Annotated in this window: 12 protein-coding genes and 2 pseudogenes; 7 read left to right on the forward strand and 7 right to left on the reverse strand. The window is 61.6% G+C overall.

Features of this window, described 5'->3' with window-relative positions:
- The first annotated feature begins 124 nt into the window (after positions 1-124).
- Together PSH57_RS25260 and PSH57_RS25265 are read left to right on the forward strand one after the other, a co-directional pair.
- Positions 125-1,090: a 2-oxoglutarate and iron-dependent oxygenase domain-containing protein gene (locus PSH57_RS25260; RefSeq protein ID WP_305386038.1), complete on the forward strand. Its 966-nt coding sequence runs from the start codon at positions 125-127 to the stop codon at positions 1,088-1,090.
- An 83-nt stretch (positions 1,091-1,173) separates the two neighbouring features.
- Positions 1,174-2,127 carry an adenosine deaminase gene (locus PSH57_RS25265; protein WP_305386039.1) on the forward strand — a complete coding sequence of 318 codons (954 nt, stop codon included), beginning with the start codon at positions 1,174-1,176 and terminating at the stop codon, positions 2,125-2,127.
- Between the two features lie 120 nt (positions 2,128-2,247).
- On the opposite strand, the pseudogene PSH57_RS25270 reads toward PSH57_RS25265, so the two are convergent.
- The 3 genes and pseudogenes from PSH57_RS25270 to PSH57_RS25280 all read right to left on the reverse strand — a co-directional run bounded on the left by PSH57_RS25270 (position 2,248) and on the right by PSH57_RS25280 (position 5,587).
- Positions 2,248-3,631 (reverse strand): annotated as a pseudogene (locus tag PSH57_RS25270) (MFS transporter).
- Between the two features lie 88 nt (positions 3,632-3,719).
- Positions 3,720-4,455, reverse strand: a pseudogene (locus tag PSH57_RS25275) (ArsR/SmtB family transcription factor).
- Positions 4,456-4,657: 202 nt separating this feature from the next.
- A complete protein-coding gene (locus PSH57_RS25280) occupies positions 4,658-5,587 on the reverse strand; it encodes a LysR family transcriptional regulator (protein ID WP_305386041.1) in 930 nt (309 codons plus the stop codon).
- Between the two features lie 112 nt (positions 5,588-5,699).
- On the opposite strand from PSH57_RS25280, the gene PSH57_RS25285 reads away from it, so the two are divergent.
- Both PSH57_RS25285 and PSH57_RS25290 read left to right on the forward strand, forming a co-directional pair.
- Positions 5,700-6,713 carry a zinc-binding alcohol dehydrogenase family protein gene (locus PSH57_RS25285; protein WP_305386042.1) on the forward strand — a complete coding sequence of 338 codons (1,014 nt, stop codon included), beginning with the start codon at positions 5,700-5,702 and terminating at the stop codon, positions 6,711-6,713.
- Positions 6,714-6,936: 223 nt separating this feature from the next.
- On the forward strand, positions 6,937-7,107 hold the full coding sequence (locus PSH57_RS25290) for a hypothetical protein (RefSeq protein WP_305386043.1): 171 nt from the start codon (positions 6,937-6,939) through the stop codon (positions 7,105-7,107).
- Between the two features lies 1 nt (position 7,108).
- Here the strand turns inward: PSH57_RS25290 and PSH57_RS25295 are convergent, their stop codons facing one another.
- Together PSH57_RS25295 and PSH57_RS25300 are read right to left on the reverse strand one after the other, a co-directional pair.
- Complete coding sequence (locus tag PSH57_RS25295) at positions 7,109-8,311, reverse strand: multidrug effflux MFS transporter (RefSeq protein ID WP_305386044.1); 1,203 nt, start codon at positions 8,309-8,311, stop codon at positions 7,109-7,111.
- Positions 8,312-8,406: 95 nt separating this feature from the next.
- A complete protein-coding gene (locus PSH57_RS25300) occupies positions 8,407-8,604 on the reverse strand; it encodes a heavy-metal-associated domain-containing protein (protein ID WP_305386045.1) in 198 nt (65 codons plus the stop codon).
- A gap of 148 nt (positions 8,605-8,752) precedes the next feature.
- On the opposite strand from PSH57_RS25300, the gene PSH57_RS25305 reads away from it, so the two are divergent.
- The 3 genes from PSH57_RS25305 (at position 8,753) to cueR (ending at position 12,129) form a co-directional block, all read left to right on the forward strand.
- Positions 8,753-9,136, forward strand: a complete 384-nt coding sequence (locus PSH57_RS25305; protein ID WP_305386046.1) for a hypothetical protein — start codon at positions 8,753-8,755, stop codon at positions 9,134-9,136.
- A gap of 189 nt (positions 9,137-9,325) precedes the next feature.
- Positions 9,326-11,719 (forward strand): heavy metal translocating P-type ATPase, encoded by a 2,394-nt coding sequence (locus PSH57_RS25310; protein ID WP_305386047.1) that lies wholly within the window; start codon positions 9,326-9,328, stop codon positions 11,717-11,719.
- A complete protein-coding gene (gene cueR, locus PSH57_RS25315) occupies positions 11,716-12,129 on the forward strand; it encodes a Cu(I)-responsive transcriptional regulator (protein ID WP_305386048.1) in 414 nt (137 codons plus the stop codon). The genes PSH57_RS25310 and cueR overlap by 4 nt, the downstream gene beginning before the upstream one ends.
- A gap of 738 nt (positions 12,130-12,867) precedes the next feature.
- On the opposite strand, the gene PSH57_RS25320 is transcribed toward cueR, so the two are convergent.
- Together PSH57_RS25320 and PSH57_RS25325 are read right to left on the reverse strand one after the other, a co-directional pair.
- On the reverse strand, positions 12,868-13,761 hold the full coding sequence (locus tag PSH57_RS25320) for a PA4780 family RIO1-like protein kinase (protein ID WP_305386049.1): 894 nt from the start codon (positions 13,759-13,761) through the stop codon (positions 12,868-12,870).
- Positions 13,762-13,986: 225 nt separating this feature from the next.
- Positions 13,987-14,778 carry an AraC family transcriptional regulator gene (locus PSH57_RS25325; RefSeq protein WP_305386050.1) on the reverse strand — a complete coding sequence of 264 codons (792 nt, stop codon included), beginning with the start codon at positions 14,776-14,778 and terminating at the stop codon, positions 13,987-13,989.
- Between the last annotated feature and the right edge of the window lie 21 nt (positions 14,779-14,799).

Consider the following 14,799-nt stretch of genomic DNA (forward strand, 5'->3'; position numbering starts at 1 on the left):
TTTGTGGGAGCGGGCTTGCTCGCGAAGACGGCGGTACATTCAACATCAATGTCGACTGACACGCCGCCTTCGCGAGCAAGCCCGCTCCCACATTGGCGCTCCCATTTCAATTCAGGAAAGCCGCATGAACAGCCTTCCCATCATCGACATCAGCCCGCTCTACGGCGATGCACCCAGCGCCTGGCAATCGGTCGCCAGCCAGATCGACCAGGCCTGCCGCCAGTGGGGCTTTTTCTACATCAAGGGTCACCCCATCAGCCCGGCGCGCATCACCGACGTCCTGGGCCATGCCCAACGCTTCTTCACGCTGCCGGTAGAAGAAAAACTCAAGATAGATATCACCCAGACCCGCCATCATCGCGGCTACGGCGCCGTCGCCACCGAACAACTGGACCCGGCCAAACCCAGCGACCTGAAAGAAACCTTCGACATGGGCCTGCACTTGCCGGCCGATCATCCCGACGTGCTGGCGCATAAGCCTCTGCGCGGTCCTAACCGACACCCGGACCTGGTGGGCTGGGAACCCCTGATGGAGCAGCATTACCGCGACATGCAGGCACTTGCACAAACACTGCTGCGCGCCATGACCCTGGCCCTCGGCATCGAGCGGGACTTCTTCGACACACGTTTCAACGAGCCAGTGAGCGTGCTGCGCCTGATTCACTATCCGCCGCGTCACACCGCCAGTTCTGCCGAGCAGCAAGGTGCCGGCGCCCATACCGATTACGGTTGCATCACCCTGCTCTACCAGGACGCCGCCGGTGGTCTGCAAGTGCGCAACGTCAACGGCCAATGGATCGATGCGCCGCCCATCGACGGCACGTTCGTGGTCAACCTCGGCGACATGATGGCGCGCTGGAGCAACGACCGTTACCTGTCCACGCCGCATCGGGTGATCAGCCCGCTGGGAGTGGATCGCTATTCGATGCCGTTCTTTGCCGAGCCGCACCCCGACACGCTGATCCAATGCTTACCCGGTTGCCAGGATGACGCCCATCCACCGAAGTACCCGACCACCACCTGCGCCGAATTCCTGCTGTCGCGCTTCGCTGACACCTATGCTTATCGGCGGGAACAACAGGCGGTGTAGTGGATCAGCCGGTCAGGTTTTACCAGACATTGCGGCCAGCCCCTGTAGAATGCCCGCCATCGATTCGCTGATGAGAAAAGAACATGTACGACTGGCTGAACGCCCTGCCCAAGGCTGAACTGCACCTGCATCTGGAGGGTTCGCTGGAGCCCGAGCTGCTGTTCGCCCTGGCCGAACGCAACAAGATCGCCCTGCCGTGGAGCGACGTGGATACCCTGCGCAAGGCCTATGCCTTCAACAATTTGCAGGAATTCCTCGACCTGTATTACCAGGGCGCCGACGTGTTGCGCACTTCCCAGGATTTCTACGACCTGACCTGGGCCTACCTGTTGCGCTGCAAGGCGCAGAACGTGATTCACACCGAACCGTTCTTTGACCCGCAGACCCACACCGACCGCGGCGTCCCGTTCGAAGTGGTGCTCAACGGCATCGCCGCCGCCCTCAAGGACGGCGAACAGCAACTGGGCATCACCAGCGGCCTGATCCTGAGTTTCCTGCGCCACCTGAGCGAAGAACAGGCCGAAAAAACCCTCGACCAGGCGCTACCGTTTCGCGATGCGTTCGTGGCCGTGGGCCTGGACAGTTCGGAAATGGGCCACCCGCCGAGCAAGTTCCAGCGGGTATTCGACCGTGCGCGCCATGAGGGCTTCCTGACCGTCGCCCACGCCGGCGAAGAAGGCCCGCCCGAGTACATCTGGCAAGCTCTGGACCTGCTGAAGATCCAGCGCATCGACCACGGCGTGCGGGCCATCGAAGATGAACGACTGATGCAGCGGATCATCGACGAGCAGATTCCGCTGACGGTCTGCCCGTTGTCCAACACCAAGCTGTGCGTGTTCGACGACATGTCGCAACACAACATCCTCGACATGCTCGAACGCGGTGTGAAGGTGACGGTCAACTCCGATGACCCGGCGTACTTCGGCGGCTACGTCACCGAAAACTTCCACGCACTGCACACCCACCTGGGCATGACCCAGGACCAGGCCAAGCGCCTGGCGCAGAACAGCCTGGATGCGCGGCTGGTAAAACCCTAAGACTGGCGATGCCCCCTTGTGGGAGCAAGCCTGCTCGCGATAGTGGCATGACATTCAACATCAATGTCGACTGACTTACCGCCATCGCGAGCAGGCTCGCTCCCACAAGGGTGGAGTGGTTTAACCGGCCACCGTACCCTCGCTCAACTCCTCCAGCGTCTTGCCCCGCGTTTCCATCCCGAACAACCAGACCACCCCCGCCGCCACGGCGAAGCACAGCGCGCCCAGGGCGAACACGCCGCCCTGTCCGGTAATGGGAAATACCAACCCGGTGACCAGAGGCCCGAGCAGCGAACCAATACGGCCGACAGCCGAGGCAAAGCCCGAACCCGTGGCCCGTGCCGAAGTGGGGTACAGCTCCGGCGTGTAGGTGTAGAGCACCGCCCACATGCCGAACAGGAAAAACTGCATCAAAAGCCCGGTGCCGATCAGCAAGCCCACGTTGCCGCCAAACACCGCGCTCTGACCATACAGAAACGCCATCACCCCACCACCCAGCAACGTGACAACGCACACCGGTTTACGTCCCCAGCGCTCCACCAGCCACGCCGCCATCAGGAAACCTGGAATCCCGCCCAGGGAAATCAGCACGGTGTAATACACCGACTGGGTCACGGCGAACCCCGACTGCTGCAACAACGCGCTGAGCCAGGACGTCAGGCCATAGAAACCGAGCAAAGCAAAGAACCAGACGCTCCAGATCATCATCGTGCGCTGGCGATAAAGTGGCGACCAAATCTGCCCCAGAGCCGAAAAGAAACTGCCCGGCGTCCTCTCAACCCTCGGCAGGCGAATCGGCTCCGGCAGCTCCCGACGCCCCAACGAGGCCCGGACCTTGTCTTCGATTCGCTTGAGCACGGCATCCGCCTCGTCCCCCCGGCCGGCTTGTTCCAGCCAGCGCGGCGACTCGGGAATGAAGAAGCGAATCACCAGGACAAACACCGCCGGCACCGCCAATACCAGGAAGATGTCGCGCCAGCCGATCACCGGCAATAGAAAGTACGACAGTACGCCCGCCGCCACGAAACCCAACGGCCAGAAGCCGTCCATCAAGGCGATATAACGGCCCCGGCGCTTGGCCGGGATCATCTCCGAGAGCATCGACTGGGCAATCGGAAACTCCATGCCCATGCCGATACCCAGCAGGATGCGAAACAGCATCAGTGAGTCGACGCTTTGGGCGGTAGAGCACAAGTAACTGGCGATGCCCCACAACACGATGCTCCACTGGAACACCGGTTTGCGCCCGAACCGATCGGCCAGCATGCCTGACAGCGAAGCCCCCAGTACCATGCCAAAGAAGCTGGAGCTGGCGAGCAAACCTGCCTGGGGCGGTGCTTAAGCCAAACTCGGCTTTGATCGAGCCCAGCAGGAACGTCATCATGGCCAGGTCCATGGAGTCGAAGAAAAACGCCAAGGCGATGATGATGAAAATAATCCGGTGATAGCCGCTGATGGGCAGTCGCTCCAGACGTTCGGCCGCGCTGTAGCCGTGAGTATCCATGCTGTTTCCCCCCAATCCAAAAAAATCCCAGGATCGAGTGTGCGCGAACCTTGCTGGAGGCTATTGCTGAATACGACCTGTGGCCGCCCTAGAACGCCATTTCCACAGTGTCCTGCCTGGCAAACCGATGGATTTCCTGCTGGCCAAGCACCGTCACCTGCAAGGCCCTGGAGTCGTTGGGCAGGCTCAGCCAGCCGGACTGCATGAACAGTTGCAGCAACGCCGCGCCCAGGGCGCCCCCCCAGGTGCGGACGCCGCTCGCTCCAGTCCGGACAGGCACAAGCGGTGCGGGCGTTGCGGTGGGCCAGCGCCTGGATGAACAAACCGTGCCCGGCCAGCTCATTGGCGCCTTTGTGAGTCACGATCACCCGCTGGTCGCCCTGCTCGATCCAGCCGGCGTCCAGCAGGCGCTGATACAGGTCTGCCGCCAGGGTGCCGCCCAGATGGTCGTCGCAAAGTCTGGCGCGCATCAACGAAGCGGGAGCCGACGGGGCCTTGGCCGGCATGACCCCGCGCTTGAAGACTTCTGGAAGCTGCCGCGGTGTGCTGGCCAGGGTCGCGCTGGCCAGTGCTTCGACGGCAGCGCCGATCTCGGGTGCCGCCAGGCGGAAAAACCGTTTGCGGCCACGGGCTTCGACTTTCAACAGGCCTCCGGCGGACAGACGGCCCAGATGAGCACTGGCCGAAGACGGCGACAGCCCGGCCAACAACGCCAGCTCTTCAGCCTGCCGCGCCGTGCCATCCATCAAGGCCCACATCATTGCGCTGCGTTTTGGGTCGGCCAGCAGCGTGGCGATCTGGCTGATGCAAGGTGCATGTTCCATGTATTCACTCCCTGTTGAATCATTCGTCTACTGCTCTGGCGCATAGTGACCAGCAATGGGGCCGCCCAAAGCGGCTAGACCGGCGCAAGTCGCGCGCCGCTTCAGGCGGCCGCTAGTATAAGCGTGCAGATCGAGGTTTCCTGTCCTCCGGAAACCTTTGGAGGCGATTGGTCGTGAGGGAAAAGTCTCTATTTACCCGCGACTAATGGTCGGGACTCGACGAGCGCGCAAATTGTGCCGTCAACCGGCCACAACGCAGCTTGAGCATTTCTCGCAGCAGATTGATGGGTTTGCTCAACTGCGATCGGTGAGCACACAGCAGATTGAGCGGCGCGCGCTCGCATTGCAGGTGCGGCAGCAGGATTTTCAAACGTCCGGCCAACACATCGGTTGAAACATCCAGCCAGGATTTATAAGCGATCCCCGCACCTGCCACCGCCCAGCGACGCACCACATCGGCATCGTCGCTAAAACGGTCGCCGCTGACGGTCAGGCTCATTTCCCGTTTGCCGTCATGGAAGCACCAACGGTCATGAACCCGCGTGCCGAGCATATACAACAGGCAATTATGCTGGGCCAGTTGCTCCAACTGATTGGGTTCGCCATGCCGAGCCAGGTAACCCGGCGATGCACACAGCACCCGATGGTTATCCGGCGCGACAGGCAGAGCCACCAGGCTCGAATCTTCCGGCTCGCCATACCGCAACGCGACATCCACCGGCTGCTTGAACAGATCCGCGATGCGATCACCCAGCAGCAGTCGCACCGTCAGCCCAGGGTGCTCGTCCTGGAACGCGTCCAGCCAGGGCAGCAGCAGGTTGCGTCCCAAGTCCGAGGGGGCGGACAACTGCAACACCCCGCTGACCTGATCCTGGCCGCTGGTCAATAACCTGCGCCCTTCATCGAGGCTGCTCAGCGCGGCGCGGGCGTACTCGAGGAAACCTTCGCCTTCGGCCGTCAGGCGCAAACTGCGGGTAGAACGGGCCAACAGCCGGGCGCCCAGGTGTTGTTCTATCCGCTTCAACGCGGCGCTGGCCACCGCCGCCGACAAGTCCATGACCCTGGCTGCGGCAGAAAGGCTGCCCAGGTCTGCGGCCCGGACGAACAACTGCAAGTCGTCGAATCGAAGCATGACGGCCTCATTATCAAAAAAACATTGAAAGAGCCTGTTCTTTTAGCCGGTTTTATCTCGGTGATAAATAGCTAAACATGGTCTTCATCCATCTCACCTCACGGAGCGCTTCATGAAAGCCATTGCCTACTACCATTCGTTGCCGATCACCGACCCACAATCGCTGCAAGACATTGAACTGCCGGAACCCACTGTCGGTCCTCGGGATCTGCTGGTGGAAGTCAAAGCCATTTCGGTCAACCCGATCGACACGAAAATCCGCCAGAACGTCCAGCCCGAAGACGGCGCAGCCAAAGTGTTGGGCTGGGATGTGGCCGGCGTGGTCAAGGCGGTGGGCAATGAGGTCACGCTGTTCAAGGCGGGCGACAAGGTGTTCTACGCCGGCTCCATTGTCCGTGCCGGCGGCAACAGCGAATTGCATGTGGTGGATGAACGCATCGTCGGCCAGATGCCCAAGACCCTCGGTTTCGCCGAAGCCGCTGCCCTGCCGCTGACGGCCATTACCGCGTGGGAGTTGCTGTTCGAACGCCTGCAAATCCAGGAAGGCCAGGACGATCAGGGCCAAAGCCTGTTGATCGTCGGTGCGGCGGGAGGTGTCGGCTCGATACTGACGCAACTGGCCAGCAAGCTCACCGCACTGAAAGTCATTGGCAGCGCTTCCCGGCCGCAGACTCAGGACTGGGTACGAGGCCTGGGTGCCGACCTGGTCGTGGACCACAGCCATCCGCTGAGCGATGCATTGAAGCAAGCAGGCCAGGCTCAGGTGACCCATGTCGCCAGCCTGACCCAGACCGACCAGCACCTGGATCAATTGGTGGAGGCCCTGGCGCCCCAGGGCAAACTGGCACTGATCGATGATCCCAAGGCGCTGGATGTGACTAAGCTCAAGCGCAAGAGCCTGTCGTTGCATTGGGAATTAATGTACACCCGCTCGCTGTTCGAAACAGCGGACATGATTGAACAGCACAAACTGCTCAACCGCGTCGCCGCGCTAATCGACGCCGGCACCTTACAGACCACCGTCGGCGAGCATTTTGGCACCATCAACGCCGAGAACCTGCGCCGGGCCCATGCCTTGCTGGAAAGCGGAAAAGCCAAAGGCAAGATTGTGCTTGAAGGTTTCTGAGCACCGATGAGGGGACGGTTTTTTTGTGGGGGAAAAGCTTGTTCGCGATAGGCGATGACTCGGCCTGACAGGGAACCGCGTAGCCTTCATCGCGAGCAAGCTTTGCTCCCACAAAAAAACCTGCACCGTCAGTCTGAGAATTGACCCTTGTCACAATTGCGATCGCATTCAGGTCTACACTCGAGGCCTTTGCAGCGCAATCTTTTACGTGAGGAGGTCAGCAATGAAGATCCTGATAAAAGAAGTGGCAAAATCCCAGTGGCAAGTGCGTCTTGACCAACACGTCGTGACCTTCCGTACCGAGGCCGAGGCACAGGCTTTCGCCACCACCCTGCAAGCGCGTATTCACGCACCTCACCACTACCCCGAACAGCAGCAGCGAGCGGCCGGCTGAATCAGTCCTGGCCACTGGCTTGTGCCAGTGTCCGGGCATGTTGCAGGCGGCGGGTCAGCATCGCTGCGCCCACCACCAATAGTCCGCAAAGGCTGATGACCATTGCCATCGGCACGGCCGTGCCATCGTGCAGCGCCGCCACCAACGCGGCGGCACCAGCGGCTACGGAAAACTGCAGGCATCCCAGCATCGCCGACGCGCTACCGGCACGAGCCCCCTGCCCGTTCATGGCGCAAGCCGAAGCATTGGGCAGGATGCAACCCAGGCTGGCGATGCAGATGAACAGCGGAATCAATAACGGCCACAGCCGCTCAGTGTGCATGGAACTGATCGCCAACAAACTCAGCCCGGCGGCGAGATAAACCCATACCGCGCGAGACAGCAGGAATGCCGGCCCACGCTTGGACAACAACCGGGCGTTGACCTGTGCCACCAGGATAAAACCCGCCGCGTTGGTCCCGAACAGCCAGCCGAAGTGTTCGGCCGGTACACCGTAGAGCTTGATGAAGACGAAAGGCGAACCGGCGATGTAGGCAAACATCCCGGCGATAGCGATGCCCCCCGTCAAGGCGTGCCCCAGGAAAATCGAGTCGGTCAACAGTCGACCATATTGGCGCAATGCCCCGGACAACGGTTGACGAGGTACATGGGCCGGCAGACTTTCCGGCAGCCACAACGCCACAGCTGTCGCCGCCAGTGCGCTGAACACCGTCAGGGCAATGAAGATCGATTGCCACCCATGCAGGTTCACCAACAACCCGCCGAGCACCGGCGCGAGGATCGGCGCCAGGCCCATCACCAGCATCAGTTGCGAGAACACCTTGGCCGAGCCCACCGCGTCGCATTTGTCACTGACCACCGCCCGGGAAATCACCATACCGGCGCATCCGCCCAGGGCCTGGACGAAGCGGGCACCGATCAGCCATTCAAGACTCGGCGCGTAGGCACAGGCCAGAGACGCCAGGGTGAACAGGCCAACGCCCGTCAGCAATGGAATGCGCCGCCCGAAGCGATCCGCCACCGGCCCATAGGCCAGTTGCCCGATGGACAATCCGAGAAAATAAGCCGCCAGGGTCAGTTGGATGTGATTTTCATCGGTGCCAAAGGCAGTCGCCATGGCCGGAAAAGCCGGCAGATAGAAATCGATCGCCAAGGGACCGAATGCGCTCAAGGCGCCAAGAATCAGAATGGTACGGAAGTTCATCGGGCGTCCAGGTTCAGGCGTCAGTCAGCAGCCCGACAGTCTAGCCGTGCCGGGCGCTCTTGAACATTCCGATAGGTCGCTAACGATTAAAAATCTCAGGCGAGACTGGCCTCGTACCCCTCCTCTTTAATGGCTTGGACTACGGCATCGACCGACAAAGCACTCTGCACCTGAACAGTCCTGGCGCTCAGATCGATCTGCACATCCGCCGCCGGATCCTTGGCCTGCACAGCTTGGGTGATGGCCTTGACGCAGTGACCGCAGGACATTCCCTGAACATTGAATGTTTGCATGAGATAACTCCTTGGGATTGAGGTTGCCAGCAGTTTCAAGCTTGCCATCATGGAAAGGTCAAGTTCTGACGAAAACTGCCGGGCTGGCAATCGGTGCCGAGCTCAGCCAAGCTGCACACATCAAGGATTTCACACCGGAGGTTCAGCCATGCGCTGGTCAGCGTTCAGCCTGTTTTGCATGCTCGGTTTGTCAGCGGTGAGCCCCCAGGCGTCGGCCGTCGGCGAAGACTACGGCGTGCTGATCATTTCCCGCGAGCGCCTGGAAGTGCCGACTTCCTGCGAAATCGGCATCTATATCGGCGATCAGCTCTCGGGGCGCTTGTTCCAGGAACAGAGCACCTCCTTCAACTTGCCACCGGGAAAATTCTCCTTGCGCTTGAAGCTGCTACCGGGCCAGGCGCCGGGCTGCAGTCCGGGCATGCTCGCGCCAGGTTCGCAGGATGTCACGCTCAAGGCGGGCGACGTACTGAAGTTCCGCATTGCCATGACCCAGGAAGGGATGTATCTCAAGCCGGCTGGTCTCGGTTACTGAGTCCTTAGATAAAAAATGGGCTTGCTCGCGAATGCGGTGTGTCAGTCGATTCAAGGGTTAGCTGACACACCGCATTCGCGAGCAAGCCCGCTCCCACAAGGTGTGTATGCAAGCTTTTGGATTGGCGCTTGACCTTCCCGGCATGGCAAGGTTGATCCTGTAGTCATTCACTACAAGGGAGCCTGTCCGATGCCTGAATCCACCCTTTTCGATCTGCCGATTGCCGGGATGACCTGTGCCAGCTGCGCCGGTCGGGTCGAGCGCGCCTTGAGCAATGTCACAGGGGCCAGCGCCGTCAGCGTGAACCTGGCAACCGAACAGGCGCGGGTCCAGGCGCCCGGGGGCAGCCTGCCAGCCTTGATGCAGGCCGTTGAACAAGCCGGCTACAGCGTCCCGGTCCAGACTCTGGAACTGTCGATCGAGGGAATGACCTGTGCCTCATGCGTCGGCCGGGTCGAGCGCGCCCTGAGCAAAGTCGCCGGGGTGAACCGTGTCAGCGTCAACCTCGCCAACGAACGGGCCCACCTCGACTTGCTCGGCCGGGTCGATCCGCAAACCCTGATCGATGCGGTCAAGGGTACCGGTTATGACGCCAGTGTCTGGCAGGCCGAGCAACCCCATGACGCGCAAAGCAATCGCCTGAACCGCGAGCGCCTGGCCTTGGTGCTGGCGATTTTGCTGTCCGTACCGTTGGTGCTGCCAATGCTTTTGCAACCGTTCGGCGTGCATTGGATGCTGCCGGCCTGGGCGCAATTCACTCTGGCGACACCGGTGCAATTCATCTTCGGCGCGCGTTTTTATGTCGCGGCCTACAAAGCCGTGCGTGCCGGGGCCGGGAACATGGATCTGCTGGTGGCCCTGGGCACCAGCGCGGGTTATGGCTTGAGCATTTATGAATGGGCCATCGCCCGTCCCGGCAGCATGCCACACCTGTATTTCGAGGCCTCGGCCGTGGTGATTGCCCTGGTGTTGCTGGGCAAATACCTGGAAAGCCGCGCCAAGCGCCAGACCGCCAGCGCTATCCGCGCCCTCGAAGCCTTGCGGCCGGAGCGGGCGATCCAGGTCATTGATGGTCAGGAACGGGACGTCGCCATCAGCGCCCTGCGTTTGAATGATCGGGTACTGGTCAAGCCCGGCGAGCGTTTCCCGGTGGACGGCGAAGTGCTGGAAGGCCAGAGTCACGCCGACGAGGCCCTGATCAGTGGCGAAAGCCTGCCGGTGCCCAAGCAACCCGGCGACAAGGTGACGGGCGGTGCCATCAACGGCGAAGGCCGTCTGCTGGTACGCACCCAGGCCCTGGGCGCCGAAACCGTCCTGGCGCGCATCATCCGCCTGGTGGAGGACGCCCAGGCGGCCAAGGCCCCCATTCAAAAACTGGTGGACAAAGTCAGCCAGGTCTTCGTGCCGGTCGTGCTGGTGCTGGCCCTGGCCACGCTGGTCGGCTGGTGGCTATACGGCGCGCCACTGGAGACAGCCCTGATCAACGCCGTCGCTGTGTTGGTGATTGCCTGCCCGTGCGCCCTCGGACTGGCGACACCCACGGCAATCATGGCCGGCACCGGTGTGGCCGCCCGCCACGGAATCCTGATCAAGGATGCCGAGGCCTTGGAGCGCGCCCATGAAGTCACCGCAGTGGTGTTCGACAAGACCGGAACCTTGACCTCCGGCACGCCGCGCATCGCCCACTTGACCGCCCTGGACGGTGACGAAGACAGGCTGCTGCAAATGGCCGGGGCACTGCAACGCGGCAGCGAACATCCCCTCGCCAAGGCGGTGCTGGACGCTTGTACCGAGCGCGGCCTGAATGTCCCGGACATCAACGACAGCCAGTCGCTGACCGGACGCGGTATTGCCGGCAGCCTCGATGGGCAGCGTCTGGCCCTCGGTAACAGACGCTTGCTGGACGAACTGGGCCTGGCCCCGGGTTCGCTGAGCGAGTCGGCCCAGGCCTGGGAGACCGAGGGCCGAACCCTGTCCTGGCTGATCGAGCAAAACGCAACGCCTCGGGTGTTAGGCCTGTTCGCCTTCGGCGACACACTCAAGCCCGGCGCCCTGGCGGCCGTACAAGCCCTGAATGAACGCCACATCGGCAGCCATCTGCTGACCGGCGATAATCGGGGCAGTGCCCGGGTGGTGGCCGAGGCATTGGGCATCGACAACGTTCATGCCGAAGTACTGCCGGCCGATAAGTCCGCCATCGTCCAGCAATTGAAGAAAAACGCAGTGGTGGCCATGGTCGGCGACGGCATCAACGACGCCCCGGCCCTCGCCGCCGCGGACATTGGCATTGCCATGGGCGGCGGCACCGACGTGGCGATGCACGCCGCCGGCATCACCCTCATGCGCGGCGATCCACGGCTGGTGCCGGCGGCGCTGGAGATCAGCCGCAAGACCTACGCCAAGATCCGGCAGAACCTGTTCTGGGCATTTGTCTATAACTTGATCGGTATTCCGCTGGCGGCGTTCGGCTTCCTCAACCCGGTGCTGGCCGGTGCCGCCATGGCCCTGTCGAGCGTCAGCGTGGTGAGCAATGCATTACTGTTGAAACTCTGGACACCCAAGCACCTGGAGGACAAGCGATGAACATCGGCCAAGCGGCCCGCCAGAGCGGCCTGAGCGCGAAGATGATCCGGTATTACGAGTCCATTGGCCTGCTCAAGGCGGCTCATCGCACCGACAGCGGCTACCGGATCTACGGCGCCGATGACCTGCACACCCTGGCCTTTATCAAACGCTCACGGGACCTGGGGTTTTCATTGGAAGAGGTCGGAAAATTGCTGACCCTCTGGCAAGACCGCCAACGTGCCAGCGCCGACGTCAAGGCCCTGGCCCGGCAACACATCGACGAGTTGAACCAGAAAATCCGCGAGCTGGGCGAACTGCGCGACACCCTCCAGGACCTGGTGGAACACTGCCACGGCGACCACCGCCCGGACTGCCCGATTCTCAAGGAACTGGCGTCGGGGCGCTGCGAAAAGGCAGTGCATGCCTGAGCGAAGTCTAGAGCGAGCCTGCTCGCGATGACGCCGGCACATCCAACATCCATGCAAGCTGCCCCACCGCCTTCGCGAGCAGGCTCGCTCCCACAGGGGGTGGCGGTGGACCCAGATTTTGAGGCCTCACAAAGAACAGTGTGGGAGCGAGCCTGCTCGCGATGACGCCGGCACATCCAACATCCATGCAAGCTGCCCCACCGCTTTCGCGAGCAGGCTCGCTCCCACAAGGGGTTGGCGGTGGACGCAGGTTTTGAGGCCTCACAAAGAACAGTGTGGGAGCGAGCCAGCTCGCGATGACGCCGGCACATCCAACATCCATGCAAGCTGCCGACCGCTTTCGCGAGCAGGCTCGCTCCCACAGGGGGTTGGCGGTGGACGCAGGTTTTGAGGTCACACAAAGAACAGTGTGGGAGCGAGCCTGCTCGCGATGACGCCGGCACGTCCAACATCCATGCAAGCTGCCGACCGCTTTCGCGAGCAGGCTCGCTCCCACAGGGGGTTGGCGGTGGACGCAGGTTTTGAGGCCACACAAAGAACAGTGCGGGAGCGAGCCTGCTCGCGATGACGCCGGCACATCCAACATCCATGCAAGCTGCCCCACCGCTTTCGCGAGCAAGCCCGCTCCCACAGGGGGTTGGCGGTGGACGCAGGTTTTGAGGCCACACAAAGAACAGTGCGGGAGCTTTTTGGGTAGCTACAAAAAACCCGGCCTGGGCCGGGTTTCTGGTTGACCGATCACTGCATCCAGGGCGGAGGCGGTTCTTCGGTTTTTCCGGGTGGAGCGTCGTCAGCGGCGCGTACGGCCTGGCGGCGTTCCTCGTCCAGGCGGGCAGCCTCGATCTCGCGCATGATCCCGCCGACATCCGCCTGTTCTTCCGGCTCGTCGAATTCGCCGGTCAGGACGCTGGCAGGGTGCAAGATGCCGGCCTCATACAACGCCCACATTTCCTTCGCGTACCGGGTGCGCTTGAGCTCCGGGGCAAACCGGCCGAAGTAGGATGCCATGTTGCCCACGTCCCGCTCCAGCATGCTGAAGGCGTGGTTGTTGCCCGCGGCATCCACCGCTTGCGGCAGATCGATGATCACCGGGCCCGTCGGCGTAAGCAGCACGTTGAACTCCGACAGGTCACCGTGCACCAGCCCGGTACACAGCATCAGCACGATCTGGGAAATCAGGAAAGCGTGATACTCACGGGCCTGGTCCGGCTCCAACACCACGTCGTTCAGACGCGGCGCCGCGTCGCCATACTCGTCGGCCACCAACTCCATCAGCAGCACACCTTCGAGGAAGTCGTACGGCTTGGGCACTCGTACCCCCGCGCCGGCCAACCGGAACAGCGCCGCCACTTCGGCGTTCTGCCAGGCGTCTTCGGTTTCCTTACGCCCGAACTTGGAGCCCTTGGCCATGGCACGGGCCTGGCGGCTGTTACGCACCTTACGGCCTTCCTGGTATTCGGCCGCCTGACGAAAACTTCGCTTATTCGCCTCCTTGTAGACTTTGGCGCAACGTAGCTCATTGCCGCAGCGCACCACATAAACAGCTGCTTCTTTACCACTCATGAGTGGGCGCAGCACCTCGTCGACCAGACCGTCCTCGATCAGGGGTTCAATGCGTTTTGGAGTCTTCATCAGCTTTTATTGGGGGTCCTTTATTACCGAACACGCGAATGACAGTCGTTATACGGCAATCCTCACTCCACGGGGAGGGGTTGCCGACTTATGAAGCCTAGTGATGCACACAATGTGCCGGATTAAATCGACCGAGCCAAATCATAGCCGAGACTGGGCGTAGCGTTGTCAACTGAATGCGAAGGTATTTGCCACAAGAACTGACAGCCATGTCCTTGTGCCGATTCAATGTTTAAACAGCTCCCCCGGTGTAAACCCAAACATCCTCTTGAACGCCGCGATAAAAGCGGACGTGGAGTCATACCCACAGGACAACGCTGCGCCGGTCACACTATCGCCTTTTTCCAACGCCCCCAAGGACGACAACAACCGCGAGCGCTGGCGCCAGGCGCGAAAGCTCAGGCCGGTTTCGCGCTGAAACAGGCGCATGAGGGTTTTTTCCGATGTGCCCAAACGCTCGGCCCAGGCTTGCAAGGTCACGTTCTGTTCGGGCTGTTCGATCAGTTCGTTGCACAGTGCCAGCAGACGAGCGTGTCGGGGCAGCGGCAGGCAAAAACCCACTTCCGGCAGCACTGCCAACTGATCCAGCAACACCTGCACCAGTCGTGCTTCCTGGGTATCGCCCTGTGAGTAGTCGGCCGGCATCTGACAAAAAGCCTTGATCAGCTCCCGGGCCAGCGGCGTGACCTCCAGCACCCGGCAGCGCTCATCGGCCCACGGGCAGGCTTGGCGATGGACATAGAGGCTGCGCATTTCCGCCCGGGTTGAGGTCACCACGTGATGCTCCAGGTCGGCAGGAATCCAGATACCCCATTGAGGCGGCGCGAAGAAGCTGCCTTCGGCAGTGTGCACGCCGAGCACGCCACTGATGGCGTAGGAAAACTGCACCCAATCATGACGATGGGCCTGTGTCCAGGAACCGGCGCTCAAACTTTCGACACGGGCGTAAAGCGGCCTGGGCAACTCAGTCAGGTCAGGAATGCGTCTTTCGAGTTGTTGGTGTCCGTTAGTCGGCATTGATTGGCCCTATGTCGCAAG

Source organism: Pseudomonas hefeiensis, assembly GCF_030687835.1.
GTDB classification, from domain to species: domain Bacteria; phylum Pseudomonadota; class Gammaproteobacteria; order Pseudomonadales; family Pseudomonadaceae; genus Aquipseudomonas; species Aquipseudomonas hefeiensis.